General features: G+C 69.8%; 16 protein-coding genes. 10 read left to right on the top strand and 6 right to left on the bottom strand.

Going from position 1 to position 17,782, the window contains the following annotated elements; all coding sequences use genetic code 11:
* Positions 1-546 carry a TetR/AcrR family transcriptional regulator gene (locus CLV71_RS12795; RefSeq protein WP_133902921.1) on the top strand — a complete coding sequence of 182 codons (546 nt, stop codon included), beginning with the start codon at positions 1-3 and terminating at the stop codon, positions 544-546.
* 10 nt (positions 547-556) lie between these two features.
* Positions 557-1,537, top strand: coding sequence for an aldo/keto reductase (locus CLV71_RS12790; protein WP_133902920.1), 981 nt, complete (start codon positions 557-559; stop codon positions 1,535-1,537).
* A 47-nt stretch (positions 1,538-1,584) separates the two neighbouring features.
* On the opposite strand, the gene CLV71_RS12785 is transcribed toward CLV71_RS12790, so the two are convergent.
* The 3 genes from CLV71_RS12785 to CLV71_RS12770 all read right to left on the bottom strand — a co-directional run bounded on the left by CLV71_RS12785 (position 1,585) and on the right by CLV71_RS12770 (position 5,480).
* Positions 1,585-3,333, bottom strand: coding sequence for a chitinase (locus CLV71_RS12785; protein ID WP_133902919.1), 1,749 nt, complete (start codon positions 3,331-3,333; stop codon positions 1,585-1,587).
* Complete coding sequence (locus CLV71_RS48435; protein ID WP_208297534.1) at positions 3,330-4,898, bottom strand: chitinase; 1,569 nt, start codon at positions 4,896-4,898, stop codon at positions 3,330-3,332. Before CLV71_RS48435 ends, CLV71_RS12785 begins: the two co-directional genes overlap by 4 nt.
* A 204-nt stretch (positions 4,899-5,102) precedes the next feature.
* On the bottom strand, positions 5,103-5,480 hold the full coding sequence (locus CLV71_RS12770) for a helix-turn-helix domain-containing protein (protein ID WP_133902918.1): 378 nt from the start codon (positions 5,478-5,480) through the stop codon (positions 5,103-5,105).
* A 106-nt stretch (positions 5,481-5,586) separates the two neighbouring features.
* On the opposite strand from CLV71_RS12770, the gene CLV71_RS12765 reads away from it, so the two are divergent.
* The 3 genes from CLV71_RS12765 to pxpB all read left to right on the top strand — a co-directional run bounded on the left by CLV71_RS12765 (position 5,587) and on the right by pxpB (position 9,313).
* Positions 5,587-6,912 (top strand): MFS transporter, encoded by a 1,326-nt coding sequence (locus tag CLV71_RS12765; RefSeq protein WP_133902917.1) that lies wholly within the window; start codon positions 5,587-5,589, stop codon positions 6,910-6,912.
* A gap of 110 nt (positions 6,913-7,022) precedes the next feature.
* Positions 7,023-7,781, top strand: a complete 759-nt coding sequence (locus CLV71_RS12760; RefSeq protein ID WP_133902916.1) for a LamB/YcsF family protein — start codon at positions 7,023-7,025, stop codon at positions 7,779-7,781.
* Positions 7,778-9,313 carry a 5-oxoprolinase subunit PxpB gene (gene pxpB, locus CLV71_RS50425; RefSeq protein WP_166664065.1) on the top strand — a complete coding sequence of 512 codons (1,536 nt, stop codon included), beginning with the start codon at positions 7,778-7,780 and terminating at the stop codon, positions 9,311-9,313. The genes CLV71_RS12760 and pxpB overlap by 4 nt, the downstream gene beginning before the upstream one ends.
* On the opposite strand, the gene CLV71_RS12745 is transcribed toward pxpB, so the two are convergent.
* The gene (locus tag CLV71_RS12745; RefSeq protein ID WP_133902914.1) at positions 9,258-9,917 is read right to left on the bottom strand and encodes a GntR family transcriptional regulator; all 660 of its coding nucleotides are present in this window, start codon (positions 9,915-9,917) and stop codon (positions 9,258-9,260) included. The two genes, pxpB and CLV71_RS12745, sit on opposite strands and share 56 nt — an antisense overlap.
* A gap of 154 nt (positions 9,918-10,071) precedes the next feature.
* Here CLV71_RS12745 and CLV71_RS12740 point away from each other — a divergent pair, with 154 nt between their 5' ends.
* Entirely contained in the window at positions 10,072-13,494 is a 3,423-nt protein-coding gene (locus CLV71_RS12740; protein ID WP_133902913.1) for a phosphodiester glycosidase family protein, read from the top strand.
* On the opposite strand, the gene CLV71_RS12735 is transcribed toward CLV71_RS12740, so the two are convergent.
* The gene (locus tag CLV71_RS12735; protein ID WP_208297533.1) at positions 13,491-14,042 is read right to left on the bottom strand and encodes an EF-hand domain-containing protein; all 552 of its coding nucleotides are present in this window, start codon (positions 14,040-14,042) and stop codon (positions 13,491-13,493) included. The two genes, CLV71_RS12740 and CLV71_RS12735, sit on opposite strands and share 4 nt — an antisense overlap.
* A gap of 258 nt (positions 14,043-14,300) precedes the next feature.
* On the opposite strand from CLV71_RS12735, the gene CLV71_RS12730 reads away from it, so the two are divergent.
* Together CLV71_RS12730 and CLV71_RS12725 are read left to right on the top strand one after the other, a co-directional pair.
* Positions 14,301-14,840: a snapalysin family zinc-dependent metalloprotease gene (locus CLV71_RS12730; RefSeq protein ID WP_133902912.1), complete on the top strand. Its 540-nt coding sequence runs from the start codon at positions 14,301-14,303 to the stop codon at positions 14,838-14,840.
* 69 nt (positions 14,841-14,909) lie between these two features.
* A complete protein-coding gene (locus tag CLV71_RS12725; protein WP_133902911.1) occupies positions 14,910-15,362 on the top strand; it encodes a hypothetical protein in 453 nt (150 codons plus the stop codon).
* Here the strand turns inward: CLV71_RS12725 and CLV71_RS12720 are convergent.
* Positions 15,337-15,936, bottom strand: coding sequence for a TetR/AcrR family transcriptional regulator (locus CLV71_RS12720; RefSeq protein WP_133902910.1), 600 nt, complete (start codon positions 15,934-15,936; stop codon positions 15,337-15,339). The two genes, CLV71_RS12725 and CLV71_RS12720, sit on opposite strands and share 26 nt — an antisense overlap.
* 56 nt (positions 15,937-15,992) lie before the next feature.
* On the opposite strand from CLV71_RS12720, the gene CLV71_RS12715 reads away from it, so the two are divergent.
* Together CLV71_RS12715 and CLV71_RS12710 are read left to right on the top strand one after the other, a co-directional pair.
* Positions 15,993-17,027, top strand: coding sequence for an aldo/keto reductase (locus CLV71_RS12715; RefSeq protein ID WP_133902909.1), 1,035 nt, complete (start codon positions 15,993-15,995; stop codon positions 17,025-17,027).
* Between the two features lie 24 nt (positions 17,028-17,051).
* Positions 17,052-17,738, top strand: a complete 687-nt coding sequence (locus tag CLV71_RS12710) for a haloacid dehalogenase type II (RefSeq protein WP_133902908.1) — start codon at positions 17,052-17,054, stop codon at positions 17,736-17,738.
* Positions 17,739-17,782: the final 44 nt, after the last annotated feature.

Raw genomic sequence — 17,782 nt, 5'->3', positions numbered from 1 at the left:
ATGGAGCAGCGGACGGCCGAGGACCGCGTACTCGACGCGGCGGGCGGCCTCTTCTACGCGCGTGGCGTGCACGCGGTCGGCATGGACGACGTCCGCGACGCGTCCGGCGTCTCGCTCAAGCGCCTGTACCAGCTGTTCCCCAACAAGGAGCGCCTGGTCACGGCCTACCTCCAGCGCAGGGACGTGTGGTGGCGCGACCGCCTGGCCACGCACGTGGCCGGGGAGCAGGACCCGCGCAGGCGGCCGCTCGCCGTGTTCGACTGGCTGGACGGCTGGTTCCACGAGCCGGACTACCGAGGCTGCGCGTGGATCAACTGCTACGGCGAGCTCGGCGCGACGTCCGCCCCGGTCGCGCGCGAGGCCCGTACCCACAAGGAGAGCTTCCGCACGTTCCTGCGCTCGCTGGCCGTCGACGCCGGCCTGCCTGCGGAGACCGGTGACCACCTCCTGCTGCTGGCCGAGGGCGCGATCGTGACGTCCGCGATCGTCGGCGACCTCGACGCGGCGGCGAAGGCACGCGCCGCGGCCGCCCGGATCGTGGACTAGCTTGGGAGGCATGGAGTACAGGCGACTCGGCCGTTCCGGTCTCGAAGTGTCCACAGTGGTCCTCGGGTGCATGAGCTTCGGGGAACCCGACCGCGGCAACCATCAGTGGTCCCTCGACCTCGACGAGTCGCGGCCGATCATCCGCGCCGCGCTCGACGCCGGCATCACGACGTTCGACACCGCCAACGTCTACTCGCTCGGCTCGAGCGAGGAGATCACCGGCAAGGTCCTCGGGGAGCTGGCGAAACGCGACGAGGTCGTCATCGCCACGAAGCTCAACGGCCGGATGGGACCGGGTCCCAACGGCGCGGGCCTGTCCAGGGGCGCGGTCATGACGCAGATCGACGCGAGCCTGCGCCGTCTCGGCACTGACTACGTCGACCTGTACCAGATCCACCGTTTCGACCCGAACGTCCCGATCGAGGAGACCATGGAGGCCCTCGACGACGTGGTGCGTGCCGGCAAAGCCCGCTTCATCGGCGCGTCGTCGATGTGGACGTGGCAGTTCGCGCAAATGCAGCACGCCGCGGACCGAGGTGGTTGGACCCGCTTCGTCTCGATGCAGGACCAGTACAACCTGATCATGCGCGAGGAGGAGCGGGAGATGCTCCCGTACTGCCTCGACCAGGGCGTCGGCACCCTGCCGTGGAGCCCGCTCGCACGCGGCAGGCTCACGCGCGACTGGGACGCGACCACGCGGCGCACGGAGTCGGACGAGTTCGGCGGCGTGCTGTACAGGCAGGCGGAGGAGGCGGACCGCCGCGTGGCCGCCGCCGTCGCCGCGATCGCGGGCGAGCGCGGGGTCTCCCGGGCACAGGTCGCGCTGGCGTGGCTGCTGCACCAGCCCGCCGTCACGGCGCCGATCGTGGGGGTGACCAAGCCTGGTCACCTCGACGACGCCGTGGCGGCGGTCGAGCTGAAGCTGTCGGAGGACGAGCTGAACCGGCTGGAGGCGGACTACGTGCCGCACCGGCCGGAGGGTTTCGCCTGATCCCTCGACGGGCCCGCGTGCCTGACACGCGGGCCCGTCGAGGTGCTTCACGGCAGCCCGTTGAGGAACGGGCGATGGCTGTTCTGGAACTCCCAGTTGTAGTACCGGTCCCAGTTGATCGACCACGTCATCAGACCCCGGATGCCGGGTGACGCACCGCCCCGCAGCGTGTAGCCGCCGCAGTTCTGGTTGCGTGCCAGGCAGTTCAGTGCCTGCTGCACCTGAGCGGGGGCCGTGTACCCGTTGCCGGCACTGACCGCGGCAGGCACGCCGAAGCCGATCTGGTCCTCTCTGAGGCCGGGGAACGTCTGGCCCGTGTTGGCCACCGGGAAACCGGCCTTCACCATGTCGGTCATCGCGATGTGGAAGTCCGCGCCACCCATGTTGTGGTACTGGTTGTCCAGCCCCATCACGGGTCCCGAGTTGTAGTCCTGGACGTGCAGCACGGTCAGCGCGTCCCGCATGGCGTGGATCACCGGCAGGTACGAGCCGGTGCGGTTGTCACCGCCGCCACCGCCGCCGTAGAACTGGTACCCCACCTGGACGAAGAACGTCTCCGGCGCCATGGTGAGCACGAACCTGCTGCCGTAGCGGGACTTCAGCGACCGCAACGCCGAGATCAGGTTCACGATCACCGGGGTGGTCGGGTTGCGGAAGTCCGTGTCACCGGCGTTGAGGTACAGCGAGTGTCCCTCGAAGTCGATGTCCAGACCGTCCAACCCGTACTTGTCGATGATCGCCGAGACCGACTGCACGAACTTGTCCCGCGCCGCGGTCGTGGTGAGCTGCACCTGGCCGTTCTGGCCGCCGATCGAGATCAGCACCTTCTTGCCCTGCGCCTGTTTCGCCCGGATGCCCGCGATGAACTGGGCCTCCGTCTCGACGTTCGGGCACTCGGCGACCGGGCACAGCGTGAACCGGATGTCCCCGGAGGTCACCGAGGTGGGCTCACCGAACGCGAGGTCGATGATGTCCCACGACGCCGGCACGTCCGCCATCCTGATGTAGCCGGACCCGTTGGCGAAGCTCGTGTGCAGGTAGCCGATCAGGGCGTGCCTCGGCAGTCCGACCTGCTGGCAGCCCGTCGTGGTGCCGGAGGCCGCGCCGCTGCGGGCCGACTCCCCCGCCGCGTTGTAGGCGGCGACGGTGTAGGAGTGCGTCTCGCAGGTACCGAGTCCCGAGATCGTCGTCGTCGTGCCGGAGGTCGTGGCACGCGACGACGTCCCTTCGTACACCCGGTATCCGGTGGCACCGCTGACGGCGGGCCACGACAACGCGATCGACGACGCCGTGGTCGAGGTGACCGACGGGTTCCCCGGCGTGGCCGGGGTGCCGGGCGTGCCGCCGCCCGGTCCGTCGAGCACGACGTCGTCGGCGTTGTACGTGCCTGCCCCGTACCAGCCGTGCAGGTACAGCTGGGCGGAGGTCTGACCGGCCGCACTGGTGAACGTGAGCGACAGCTGGGTGTAGGCGGTGGCCGCCGTCCACGTCGACGGTCCGTTGGTGATGCCGAGGTACACGGGGTTGCCGCGCACCCATGCCGACACGGTGTAGGTCGTGTTGGGCACGACCGGGACCGTCTGCGTGCACTGCGCGGTGTCGGACGCCGTGGCGGCGGCGGCCAGCGCGTAGCTCCCGGAGTGGGCCGAGGTCACGACGCTGCCGCCCGTGCACGACCACCCGGACAGGTTGCCCGACTCGAAGCCCGCGTTGGTGAGGAGGTTGGCGGCACCGGCGGTCTGCGCACCGGTGAGCACCAGCAGGAGCGCGGCCACCGCCGCGATGACCCGCCTCATGGCAGCGTGTCGAGGAAGGGCGCGACGGTACGCGCGAAGTTGTTGCCGTTGCTGACGTCCCAGTTGATCGACCAGGTCATCGCGCCCCGGATCGCCGGATAGGTCCTCGGTGGCCGGAACGACCCGCAGTTGGTCCCACGCGCGAGGCAGTCGAGAGCGTTGGTGACCACCGACGGCGCGACCACACCGCCACCGGCGGCACCGGCCCCGGCGGGCAGCCCGACCGCGACCTGGTCCGGCCGCAGTCCGTTCTCCAGCTGGATGCACGCGAGCGCGGTGATGAAGTTGACCGTGCCCTGCGAGTAGGCCTGCGACTGGTCGCAGCCGAGCATCGAGCCGGAGTTGTAGAACTGCGTGTGGACGGTCGTGAGGATGTCCTTGATGTTCAGCGCGAGCGCGAAGTAGGAGCCGCCGGTCGACTGCATGTCGATGGTCTGCGGCGCCATGGTGATGATGAGGCTGGACCCGACCTGGCCGCGGAGGTTGCGCAGTGCCTGGCCCATGAACGTGGGGTTGAGCCCGTTCTCGAGGTCGATGTCGACGCCGTCGAACCCGTACTGGGACATGATCGACCGGACGCTGTTGGCGAAGTTGGTGGCAGAGGTCGAGTCCGCGACGGTCACCCGCCCGGCCTCACCGCCGACGGAGAGGATGACCTTCTTGCCGCGGGAGTGCAGGGTCGCGACATCGGCCCTGAACTGGTCGTTGGTGTAGCCGCCGAGTGCGCTGGACAGTTCGGGATCGACCCCGAAGGTGACCGCACCCGGCGTGGACGACGCCTCGGCGAAGGCGATCACGACGACGTCGTACTCGTTGGGCACCGCGGACAGTCGCAGCTCGGTGGCCGGGTTGACGAAGTTGTGCCAGTACCCGGTGAGCGTGTGCCTGGGCAGGTCGGCCTGCTGGCAGCCGGTGGTGGTGCCGGTGACGGCGGTGCTGCGGGCCGACTCGGCGGTGGCGTTGAACGCGGTGACGGTGTACGTCCGGCTGCTGCACGCGGTGAGCCCGGTGAAGGACGCCGACGTGGTGGTCACCGTGCTGCGCAGCGTGCTGCCCTCGTAGACCCGGTAGCCGGTGGCGCCGCTGGCGGCGTTCCACCCGAGCGTGATGCTGGTGCCGGTCGTGGCCGTGACCCGGACGTTGGCGGGCGTGGCGGGTGCGCCGGGCTGGGGCCCGGTCCCGCCGCCGCAGTCGCCGCCGTTGACCCGGCAGTTCTGCGGTGTGCCGGAGCCGCTGACGAGGAACCCGAAGCTGGCGGAGGCACCCGGCGCGAGGGTCCCGTTGTACTCCCGGTTCGCGAACGTGTGGTGGCTGCCGCTCGAGGTGAGCAGGGCGTCCCAGTAGCTGCCGAGGGTCGTGCCGGAGGGCAGGTCGAACTCGACGCGCCAGCTGGAGATGGTGGCGGTACCGCCGTTGGTGATCGTGTACTTGCCCTCCCAGCCGGACCCCCAGTCGGAGGTCTTGACGAAGACGGCGGTCTCCCCGGCGGCGGAGGCGGGGAGCACGGGCGTGAGCGCGAGCCCGAGCAGGATCGCGGAGAGGACGGTGAACAGGCGGCGTCGCATGACAACCTCCGAAACACGCGGTGAGCAGGGTGAAAACCGCGAGGTTCCTATTTGTCTAGACCAATGCCAGCCAGTTGTCCAGACCTATCCCCTCATTCGTGATCTCACCCGCCCGCCCCGCGCCCACCCCCTCGACCGCACTGAAGGCGTCCTTCGTAACGCTGAGCGTCAGGAAGGAGTCCTTCAGTGCAGGCCCGGCCGGGGTCAGCTCGCGCGGATCTGGCGGGAGACCGCGCTCGCCAGGTCGGCCACCAGCCTGCGCAGGCGGGCGGCGGTCTGGTCGCACGACACGGGCCCCCTGGTCCGCAGCGTCAGGCCCGCCAGCGTCTGCCCGTCCCGGCTCACGATCGGGGCCGTGAACTGGTCGCCGCCGAAGCGCTGCCAGCGGGCGTTCAGGTGGTAGCGCGTCCCGGTCTGGCACACGATGTCCAGGTCGGTCAACGTGCCGAGCAACCGGTGCACCGTCGTCTTCGGCAACCCGCTCGCCTCGACCAGACGCGCCAGGACCAACCCGTCCGGGCTCCCGGACAGCAGCTCGAGCAGGGAGAAGGCATTGCGCACCGAGCGGTTCGGAGGGTTCATCTCGGTCCCCCAACTTTCGTTCCACTTTAGGAACGTAGTATTGCCCTACAATCGAACGAAATCTACCCTGAGTTTCATCCTGCCCGCCGGCCGAGGGATGTGACCCATGACCGTCGACAAACGCGCCCTGCGCCGCGCCTACACCGCGAGCCTGTCCGGAACAGCACTCGAGTACTACGACTTCGCCGCCTACTCCGTCGCCGCCGCCACGATCTTCGGCGACCTGTTCTTCCCGTCCGGCGACGACCTCGCCGGGACCATGGCCGCCTTCTCCACCTACGCCGTCGGCTACCTCGCGCGCCCGCTCGGCGGGTTCGTCTTCGGCAGGCTCGGCGACGTCATCGGGCGCAAGAAAGTCCTGGTCTACACGCTTCTCCTGGCCGGTATCGCCACGTTCCTCATCGGTCTGCTGCCGACCTACGCCAGCATCGGCGGCACCGCCGCGATCCTGCTCGTCATCCTGCGTTTCGCCCAGGGTGTCGCGGTCGGCGGCGAGTGGGGCGGCGCCGTCCTGCTCTCCAGCGAGTACGGCGACCCGAAGCGCCGGGGGTTCTGGGCGTCCGCGGCACAGATCGGCCCGCCCGCCGGCACCCTGCTCGCCAACGGTGTGCTCGCACTGCTGGGCCTCCTGCTCAGTGACGCCGCGTTCAATTCCTGGGGCTGGCGGGTCGCGTTCGCGCTGAGCGCCGCACTCGTCGGGTTCGGTCTCTGGATCCGTCTGCGGCTCGAGGAAACCCCGGTGTTCAAGCAGATCGCGCAGCACCAGGAACGGCCCACGGCACCGCTGTCCGAGATCAGGCAGAAGGAGATGCGTGCGGTGTTCGCCGGGCTGCTGGTCCGCGTCTGCCCGGACGTCCTGTACTCGCTGTTCACCGTGTTCGTGCTGACCTACATCGTCAAGGAGCTGGACATGACCAAGACGCAGGGCTCCCTCGCGGTCATGATCGGCTCGGCGGTGCAGCTGGCGCTCATGCCGGCGTTCGGCGCGCTGTCCGACCGCATGAACCGCCGCAGGCTGTACCTGTACGGCACGATCGCCGCCGCCATCTGGCCGTTCGTCTTCTTCCCGATGATCTCCGGCGGCTCGTTCCTCGCGCTCGCGGCGGGCATGGTCGTCGCACTCGTCATCCACGCGGCGCTCTACGGACCGCAGGCCGCCCTGATCACCGAGCAGTTCTCGCCGCGCCTGCGCTACACCGGCAGCTCGCTCGCCTACACGCTCGCGGGCGTGATCGGCGGCGCGCCCGCCCCGCTCATCCTCACCGCTCTGCTGAGCTGGACCGGGTCGTGGGTCGTCCTCGCGGCGTACCTGGTGCTCACGGCGGCGCTGACCGTGGTTGGCTTGTGGCTGGCCCGCGACCCGGTGGACGACGTCGTGACCGCCGAGCCGACGTCCGAGGAGGTGCTCACAGTTCCGCCTCCCCGGAACTGACCCTGTTGGTCACGTCGAGCAAGAACGTTCGGCCCGGTCACGCGCTTGTGGCTGATGTGCGTCACGTCCCCCGAGGTGACGGTTCCGGAGGTCGAGGGAAGGTGCAAGACATGATCACGATGGACCTGAACGTGGACATCGCCGAAGGCTTCGGCGTGTGGCGCATCGCCGACGACGACGCGTTGCTGACGGTCGTGTCCAGCGCGAACGTCGCGTGCGGCTTCCACGCGGGCGACCCCGGCACGATGCGGCGGGCGTGCGTGACCGCGGTGAGGCACGGCGTGGCGATCGGCGCGCAGGTCAGCTACCGCGACCTCGCCGGCTTCGGCCGCCGCTTCATCGACATCGCACCGGCGGAGCTGGTGGACGACATCCTGTACCAGCTCTCGGCGCTGCGCGGGATCGCGGCCGTGTCGGGTGGCCGGATGACCTACGTGAAGCCACATGGCGCGCTGTACAACGCGATCGTGACCCACGAGGCCCAGGCGGCGGCCGTCGTCGAGGCGGTCCGCCTGTTCGACCCGTCGCTCGCGGTGCTCGGCCTGCCCGGCTCGCGCTGGCTCGCACTGGCCGAGGAGGCGGGCCTGGAGGCGGTGTCGGAGGCGTTCGCGGACCGCGCGTACACCCCCGAGGGCACGCTGGTGTCGCGCCGCGAACCGGGTGCCGTGCTCAGCGATCCGGACGTGGTGGCCGAACGTGCTGTCCGGTTCGCGACCGAGGGCACGGTCGTCGCGGTCGACGGCTCCGTGGTGGCCGCGCGGGCCGGGTCGATCTGCGTGCACAGCGACACGCCCGGTGCGTTGTCGCTGGTCAAGGCCGTTCGTTCCGGTCTCGCGCAGGCCGGGGTCGAGGTGGCGAGCTTTCGGTGAAGGTCCGCCGGTGCGGTGAGACGGCGTTGCTGGTCGAGACCGAGGACGTGCTCGGCTGGTACTCGGCGCTCACCGCCCGACCGCTGCCCGGCGTCGTCGACCTGGTGCCTGCCGCGCGGACCGTGCTCGTGCGTTACGAGTCCACTGTGGACTTCGAGAGGCTGGTCGCACGGCTGTCCGAAGTGACACCCGCGTCGGCGGCGGTCACCGGGGAGTCGGTGGCGATTCCCGTCCAGTACGACGGCGAGGACCTCGCCGAGGTCGCGGCGGCGTCCGGACTGTCGGCGGACGAGGTCGTGTCCGTCCACAGTGGAGCCGAGTATACCGTGGCGTTCACGGGTTTCGCGCCCGGCTTCGGTTATCTGACGGGCCTCGACGAGCGGTTGCGGCTACCGCGCCGGGAGACGCCACGCACGCGGGTCCCGGCGGGCGCGGTGGCGGTCGCGGGTGAGTACACGGGGGTGTACCCGCGGCCGTCACCAGGGGGCTGGCACCTGCTGGGCCACACGACCGCGCCGCTGTGGGACCCGTCGAGGGAACCACCCGCACTGCTGGTGCCGGGCACGAAGGTCCGCTTCGAGCCGGTCTCGTCGCTGCCGTCACCCCAGCCGCGAACCCCGCCTGCGGACGCACCTGGCGCCATCGAGATCGTCCACTGTGGACCACTGGGCACGGTCCAGGACGCCGGCCGGCCCGGTTACGCCTCGCTCGGGGTCGGCCACTCCGGTTTCGCGGACCCGGAGTCGGCGACGCTGGCGAACCGGCTGGTCGGCAACCTTCCGTCGGCGGCCTGTCTGGAGCTGTCGTTCGGCGCGACGCTGAGGTTCCTGGCGCAGGCACGCGTCGTGGTGACCGGCGCGACCTGCGTGTTGGCAAGGGATTCCCGTGCCGAGGCGATGAACGCGCCGTTCGACGTCACTGCCGGCGAGACGCTGACGATCGGCCCCGCGTCGGTCGGTCTGCGTACCTACGTCGCGGTCCGGGGCGGGCTGGCCGTGGCACCGACCCTGGGCTCCCGCTCGACGGACGTGCTGGCCGGGCTCGGCCCCGACACGCTGTCACCAGGCATGACCCTCCCGGTCGGCGACGCGGTCGACGGTCCTCCCCCTGCGGTGGAGGTGGCGCCGGTGCGGTCGCAGTCGGCGGAGGACCTGGAGATCCACGTGCAGCCGGGCCCCCGCGACGACTGGTTCACCGACGACGCGCTTTCCCAGCTGTTCGGCTCTCGGTACGAGGTGACGGCCGAGAGCAACCGGGTGGGCGTGCGACTGTCCGGGCCGGCGCTGAGCCGGTGCCGCGACGGCGAGCTGCCGTCGGAGGGCATGGTGGCGGGTTCGGTCCAGATTCCCCCGAGCGGCCAGCCGATCGTGTTCCTGGCCGACCACCCGGTGACGGGTGGCTACCCGGTGATCGCGGTGGTGTGCGCGGCGGACCTCGCACGGATGGCGCAGGCACGCCCCGGTCAGGGGGTGCGGTTCACGCGCTCCGGTAGGCAGCGACGATCTGCTGCTCGGAGTCCTCGAGGTACTTGAGCATCAGCCGCTCGGCACGCGGCCCGTCCCCTGCCTCGATGGCGGCGAGGATCTCCTTGTTCCGCTCGAGGTAGGGCTCGTGGAAGCGGCGGGGGTCGGCCATGGTGTGGAAGACGAGCCGCAGCTCGGCGAGGATGTTGCGCATCAGCTCGTCGATCCGGGGGCTGTCGGCCAGCTCCCCGACCGCCTGGTGGAACATCATGTTGGCGGTGCCGAGCCCGCGCCAGTCCTCGTTCTTCGTGGCGAGGTCACCGGCGTTGACGGCCTCGACCATGTCGTCGGCCTGCGGGGGCCGGGTGTCGAGCCTGCGCACGGCCGAGCACTCGACCAGCTTGCGCACCCGGTAGAGGTCGACGACGTCGTCCACGGTCAGCTTCCGCACGAAGACACCCCGGTTCAGCTCGTGGACGAGCAGCCGCTCGTGGGTGAGCAGCCGGAACGCCTCCCGAAGCGAGTTGCGGGACACCTTGAGCGACTTGACGATCGCCTCCTCGGCGAGCCGCTCCCCCGGCAGGTAGACGCCCTTGATGATCCGCTCCCGCAGGGCGGCGGCCAGCAGCTCGACGGTACTGGCGCGATCGAAGAGCTTTCGGTCGGCGTCCACAACGCACTCCCAACGTCCCTGACCAGCGACATCCTGAGTCTATAGGATCGCCCTACAATCCCTCATCCGGCCGATCCCGGGATGGAACGCGGAGTTTTCTTTCCGGCCATCTTCAGGTCTGGTAAATCTTCGACCACGGCGGCAGACTCGGTTCGTGCCGACGAAGTCCTTGCGCCTGCTCAGTCTTCTCGCTGCCACGGCTTCGGCCGTGGCTCTCGCGGCCCCGGCGGCCGCGGACCCGGTCCTCGACCCCGACGCATCGACCAGCGACGCCACCGCCTTCCCCGGTGACGACTTCCTGGCCGACGCCCGCAAAGCGGCCACCGCCACCGAGCCGAGGCTCGAGACCGCCACGACGACGCGGCCGGTCGCGCCGGGGGTGACGCTCCGGTCCTTCGACAGGTACGGCCCCGACGCCTACACCGGCACGCCCACCTGGCTCCAGGCCGACAGCCTCACCGTCGACCTCACCAGGGGCACCACGGTCGACTACCTCTTCCCGGGCCAGGTGGCCAAGGGTGAGCCGCTGTCCGCCACGGCGAACCGCGCCGGAGCGGTCGCCGCGGTCAACGGGGACTTCTTCGACATCAACAACTCGACGGCCCCGCTCGGCGTCGGCATCCGGGACGGCGAGCTGATCCAGTCGCCGGACGCGGACGCGACCTGGCACCAGTCGTCGGCGATCCTCACCGAGGACGGCATCGGCGACATCGGCGAGGTCCTGTTCCAGGGCACCGTCAAGGCGCCAACTGGCGACCTCACCCTCGACGGCGTCAACAAGCCGACCCTGAGGGCCGGCGGCATCGAGGTGTTCACCCCGCTGTGGGGCACCTACTGCCGCTGCCGCGCCACGCAGGGCGCCACGGCCGTCACCGAGGTCGAGGTCACGAACAACAGGGTCACCGCCGTCCGCGACACCCCGGGCGAGGGCGCGATCCCCGACGGCACCGTCGTCCTCGTCGGCCGGGACGCCGCCGCGACCACGCTCGGCGCGCTGAAGCCCGGCGACGCCGTCGGTATCGACTACCGGGCACGCACCGCCGAGGACCAGAAGATCCACGCCGCCATCAACGGCCGCCAGCTCCTCGTCGTCGACGGCGTCGTCCAGAAGGCCGGCCAGGGCAACAACGTCCCGGCCGCACCACGCACCGCGCTCGGCTTCTCCCGTGACGGCAGGCGTATGTTCCTGCTCTCCGCCGACGGCCGCCAGCCCGCCTTCGCCGAGGGCCTCGGACTCGACGAGCTGGCCGACATGATGGTCGAGCTGGGCGCGTACACGGCGGTGAACCTCGACGGCGGCGGCTCCACCACGATCCTCGCCCGCGAGCCGGGTGGCTCGACGGCACAGCTGGAGAACCGGCCGTCCGACGGCGGGGAACGCAACGTCCCCAACGGTCTCGGCCTGTTCGCACCGAAGGGTTCCGGTCACCTCAGGGCGTTCTGGGTCGAGACGGCACTCGACGCGACCCGGGCCTCGGGCGCGTCCGCGGTCGCGCCGAGCCATCCCGAGCGCGTCCTCCAGGGCCTGCACCGCACCCTCACCGCAGCGGGCTATGACGAGACCTACGGCCCGGCGAAGGGCAACCCGCGCTGGCGCACCAGTAACGGAACCGTCCACAATGGCGTGTTCACGGGCCGGAAACCAGGTGCGGCCAAGGTAGTCGCCGAGGACCGTGCCGCGAAGGGCGAGATCACCCTGACCGTGCTCGGCCCGGTCCGGCGCACCGCCCCGACCAAGGAGCAGCTCGCGCTCACGGGCACCGCCGAGTCCACCACCTTCGGCGTCCTCGGCTACGACGAGGAGGGCACGAGCGCGCCGGTCGAGCCCGGTGACGTCACCCTCACCTACGACAGGGACCTGCTCGACGTCACACCGAACGCCGACGGGCAGTTCACCGTCAAGCCAAGGCGGGACACGGGTTCCGCGCTCATCACGATCGACGTCCTCGGCAGGAGGTCCGTGCTGCCGGTGACCGTCGGCCTCACCGAGGTCTCCGTCGCCGACTTCACCGACCCCACCGGCTGGACGTTCCTCGGTGAGCGTGCCACCGGCGCCATCGCGCCCGCGGCCGGCCACACCGGCCAGGGCCTGCGCCTCACGTACGACTTCACCCAGAGCACCGGCACCCGCACCGGCGGCGCGGTCGCCCCGGCGGGCACGGTGGTTCCCGGACAGCCCAAGGCGATCCGGGTGTGGGTGAACTCGACCGGCAAGGGCGAGTGGGCCAGTCTCCAGGCGTGGGACGGCAACGGCGTGTTGTTACCCGCCTTCCGCGCCGGCTACCTGACCTTCACCGGCTGGCGCCAGCTCGAGTTCCCGGTACCCGCGGGGACCGTGTACCCGTTGACACTGCGGCGTTTCTACGGTGCCGAGACAGTGGCGACCAACAGCTACCAGGGTGACCTGGTGATCGACGACGTCACCGCGCTGGTCCCGCCGCCACTCGACGTGCCACCTCAGCCGGTCGAACAGGACCCGATCATCCACGGCAGCGCCGGTGGTGACTGGCGCTTCGCGGTCATGTCCGACGCCCAGTTCGTCGCCCGCGACCCGGACAGCGACATCGTCCGCAACGCCCGCCGCACGCTGCGCGAGATCAGGGCCGCGAAGCCGGACTTCCTGATCGTCAACGGCGACCTCGTCGACGAGGCGTCGCCAGAGGACTTCGCGCTGGCCGCCCAGGTCCTCGACGAGGAACTGGGCGGCACACTCCCCTACTACTACGTGCCGGGCAACCACGAGCGCGGCAACGACAGCCTCGACAACTTCCGCGCCGTCTTCGGTGACACACAACAGGTGTTCGACCACCGGGGCACCCGGTTCATCACCATGGACACGTCCGGCATCAACCTCAGGGCGAGCGACTGGACCCAGCTCGGCCGCCTGCGCACGGAGCTCGGCAAGGCCGCGAGGGACCGGCACGTGAGGTCCGTGGTGCTCGTGGAGCACGTGCCACCACGCGACCCGACGCCCGCCCGCGCGAGCGAGCTGTCCGACCGCAAGGAGGCCGCCACCATCGAGACGTGGCTGTCCGACTTCCAGGACCGCACCGGCAAGGGCACCGCGTTCATCGGTGCCCATGTCGGCACGTTCCACGCCGGCCATGTCGACGGCGTGCCCTACTTCGTCAACGGCAACTCCGGTAAGAACCCCTCGACCCTACCGAGCGAAGGCGGTTTCACGGGCTGGTCCATGTGGGGCGTGGACACCCGCGGCACCCGCGACGACTGGCTGGCCGCCGAGGTGCGTCCGCACGTCGACACACTCACCGTGACCGCACCCGACTCCCTCCGGGTCGGGCAGAGCGCGGTGGTCAGCGCGAACCTCCAGCAGGCGGGCCGGACCGTGCCGGTCGCCTACCCGGTGTCGGCCAGGTGGTCCGCGTCCCCGAACGTCCACATCGGACAACAGAAGGACGCGAAGCGGTACCACACCGCGGTGTTCGACCCGGCGACGGGCGAGCTGACCGCGCTGCGCCCGTCGACCGTGACGATCGCGGTGACGGTCAACGGCGTGACGACCCGACACACGCTGACACTGACGGCGGCACACGTGGCCGCGACAGGCGGCCACTAGACGAACAGTGGCAGCTCGAACCGGCCGAACACCCAGGTGCCTGCCGCGTTCGGGTCGTCACCTGCCCAGAACTCCGTCCACAGCTCGACGAACTCGGCTTCGGAGAGGTAGCCGTCGCCGTCGAGGTCCAGCTCGGCGAAGACCTCGTCGGTGTCGGTGGGCACGCCGTTCCACGTCTCGATCAGCTCGCGGTACTCGGCGGCCGAGATCCGCCCGTCCCCGTCGGCGTCGATCGCCGCGAACATGGCGGTGGCGGTGGCGACGACCGGTGTGGTGTCGGCGGCCAGGCGGTCGACGACGAGCAGCACCTCCTCGACGGTCACCTTCCTGTCACGGTCCACGTCGGACGCCGCGAGCAGCGTCTTCCACCAGCCCATCATGATCCCGGAAAGCCCTGCGGCCTCAGGGGAGTCGGGTGCCAGGCCACGGTGGTCCGTCCACCGCTCGGTCAGCGCCGCGAAGTCCTCCCGCTCGAGAAATCCGTCCGAGTCGACGTCCATCGCCGTGAACACCAGGGCCGTCTTGCGTCGTTGCAGCTCGCTCACCATGTGCAACAGCGTGGCCCACAAAGATTCCCTCCACAATTGACCGCCCGAGTGGTGAATGTCCACTGGAGACCCACTGTGTGTTGGTGTCGCTCGGCATTCGGGTGGCGAATCCCACCACTTCGGCTGATCCATGTCAACACGCCGAATTTCGTGGCAATTTACCAACGGTCGGAACCGACGAAAGTCGGTGACGCCCGCGCCGGGGCCCTTCCTAACGTCGACAGGAGTTTCCCTGCTGAATTCCCTGCGAGGTGTCTCATGATCAGGAAGACCTTCGTGTCCGTGGCAGCGGGCGCCGCGCTGGTCGTCGCGCCAATGGTGGCCACCACGGTCCCGGCCGCCGCCGACGTGACCCCACAGGCGGTGACTGTCTACTACGACGCGTCCGGCGCGCCGAGCTTCGCGAGCCAGATCGCGGCGGGCGTGGCGAACTGGAACTCGTCGGTGTCGAACGTGCAGCTGGTGGAGAACCCGTCGGCCGCGACACTCGACTTCTACGAGGGCAGCGACCCGAGCGGTTCCTACGCCTACACCGACGGCCACGGCAACGGTTACGTCTTCATCGACTACACCCAGGCCGAGCAGTACTACACGATCAGGATCACGGCCCACGAGACCGGCCACGTGCTCGGTCTGCCCGACCACTACGAGGGCCCCTGCTCCGAGCTGATGTCCGGCGGTGGCCCCGGCCCGTCGTGCACCAACGCCTACCCGGACGACAACGAGCAGGCACAGGTCGAGCAGCTGTGGGCGAACGGCAAGCGGTCACGAGGCGTGATGGAGCGCATCGACGGCTGACGCATCTCCCGGGGGACGGTGGCCGGACTGGTCGCCGTCCCCCGGTCACCAATGGGGGACAATGCGGAGGTGACGACCTGGCGTGACACCACCTCCGAACACGTGCAGTCCGACCTCGACCGCCTGCTGAACACCGTGCTGCCGTTCGCGGACGAGATGCTGCGCAAACACGGGGAGTTCTACCCCTACGGTGCGGCCATCACCCGTGAGGGTGAAGAGCAGGTGTTCGCCGCCGACACGGGCGAGACGGACGACCCGAACCCGTCCGAGGTGCTGACGAGCCTGGTCAACGGCATGTCCGCCGAGGCGAACGACCTGCGGGCAGCGGCGCTGGTGAGCGACGTCACGAGCGAGAAGACCGACGCGATCATGGTGCACCTCGAGCACGCGGACAGCATGGCCATCACCGTGGTGCTGCCCTACCGCTTCGCCGACGAGGACGCCGCAGCCAGCGACCTCGAGTACGAGGACATGGCCGCCACGCCGGCGGAAGCGCTCATCTGGCGCCGTTCGCTCTGCTGAAGACCCCCGCTCGCGCGGCAGCCACGGCCGCGTCGGCCGCCCGGTCGGCAACCGCCTCGTCCAGCTCGCCCGTCCCGGTCATGAACCGGTAGTACAGCGGCGCGGACACCGCCTTGACGACCTCCTCGGCGTCGGTGTCCGACGGCACCTCACCCCGCCGCACGGCGTCCGTCACACACGGCGCCCACTCCTTGATCCGCGTGTCGTAGAACCGTGTCAGCGCTCCCGCGGTGACCTCGTTCCAGGTCGCGGCCGCGATGACCGCCTTGAAGAGCGGCCCCTGGCGATGGTGGGTGAGCGTCCTGACGACCAGCCGCGCGTTCGCCCGCAGGTCGTCGGTGAGTGACCCCGTGTCGACGCGGGGCACGGACTCGATCGCCATCTCCAGGAGCAGGTCGGTGACCACGGCCGTGACCGAGCCCCAGCGCCGGTAGACGGTCGTCCTGCCGACGTCCGCACGCTTCGCGAGATCCCCGAGGTCGAGGTTGGCGAACCCCTGCTCGGCCAGGGCGTCACCTGCGGCCTGCAGCACCGATGTCCGCACCCGCGCGGTCCGCCCACCCGGTCGCTCCATGCCCCGACGCTACCGTGCTACCCTTAACGGGACAGCAGTCCCATTAAGGAGACGTAATGGAGCAGCGAAGGCTGGGCGCGTCGGGCCTCAGGGTGCCGGCACTGGCGTTCGGGGCAGGCACGTTCGGCGGCCGGGGGGAGTTGTTGTTCGGCAACTGGGGCAGGGTGGACGTCGACGAGGCCCGCAGGCTGGTCGACATCTGCCTTGACGCGGGCGTCACGATGTTCGACACGGCCGACGTGTACTCGGACGGGGCGTCGGAGGAGGTCCTGGGCAGCGCGTTGGAGGGCCGCCGAGACCGGGCGTTGGTGTCCACGAAGACGACACTGCCACTGGGCACCGACGATTCTGGCGGTTCGTCCAGATCCCGCCTGCTCGGAGCGTGCGACGCGGCATTACGTCGCCTGGACACCGACCACATCGACCTGTACCAGTTACACGCCTTCGACGCGGGCACCCCGATCGAGGAGACGCTGTCCACGCTGGACGACCTGGTGCGGGCCGGCAAGGTGCGCTACCTGGGCGTGTCCAACTTCGCGGGCTGGCAGCTGATGAAGTCCCTGTCCACGGCCGACCGCCACCACCTGACGAAGTACGTGGCGCACCAGGTGTACTACTCGCTGGTAGGCCGCGACTACGAGTGGGAACTGATGCCGCTGGGCCTGGACCAGGGCGTCGGCGCGGTGGTGTGGAGCCCACTCGGCTGGGGCCGCCTGACAGGCCGAGTCCGCCGAGGCAACCCGTTGCCGACGACCAGCCGCCTGCACCAGACGGCGTCGTACGGCCCCCCGGTGTCAACCGACCTGCTGTACAGGGTGGTCGACACGCTGGAAGAGATCGCGGCGGAGACAGAGAGGACAGTGCCGCAGGTAGCACTGAACTGGCTGCTGCGTCGGCCGACGGTGTCATCAGTCCTGATCGGCGCCCGCAACGAGACCCAGCTACGCGAGAACCTGGGCGCGGCCGGCTGGGAACTGACCACCGACCAGGTCGCACGCCTGGACGCGGCGAGCACGACTACGGCGCCGTACCCGTACTTCCCGTACCAACGACAGGAGGGCTTCGCACAACTCAACCCGAGCGCCGTGTAGCGCACGTGTGGTTGCCTGTAAGGCATGGACATTCGCGTCGTGGCGTGTGACATCTTCGGCACCACGGTCGACTGGTACACCGGCGTCGCCGACCAGGTGGCCCAGCTACTCCCGAACGTGGACGCGGGCGACTTCGCAGAACGCTGGCGCGACCGCTACATCCCGTCGATGAACCGCGTCCGCTCCGGCGAACGCGACTGGGCCTACCTCGACACCCTGCACCGAGAGTCACTGGACGACCTACTACGCGAACTGGACGTCGAAGCCGACGACGAAACCCGCGACCGCCTGGTGCTGGCGTGGCACCGCCTACCGGCGTGGCCCGACTCGGTATCGGGCCTGGCCCGCCTGCGGGCGAAACACGTCACGGCCACCCTGTCGAACGGCGGCGTAGCCCTGCTCACCCACCTGGTGAAGGCCGCGGCCCTCCCGTTCGACTGCGTCCTGTCCGCCGAACTGGCCCACGCGTACAAACCAGACGCGGCGGTCTACCAGACAGCGGCGGCCCTACTGGACGTGCAACCGGAACAGATCCTGATGGTCGCCGCCCACAAGTGGGACCTGGTCGGCGCCCGCAAAGCCGGCCTACGAACAGCCTTCCTGAGCCGACCACTGGAGAAAGGCCCGAACAAACAAGCCGACCAGGCAGCCGACGTCGACTGCGACCTGTACGCCGACAGCTTCCTGAACCTGGCCGCACAGCTCGAGTAACTCCAGGAAATGCCTGCCTGATACTGCAGAACGTGCGTTTCGCA

The sequence above is a fragment of the Actinophytocola oryzae genome (assembly GCF_004364325.1).
Classification (GTDB): domain Bacteria; phylum Actinomycetota; class Actinomycetes; order Mycobacteriales; family Pseudonocardiaceae; genus Actinophytocola; species Actinophytocola oryzae.
This window is presented reverse-complemented; position numbering and strand designations above follow the sequence as displayed.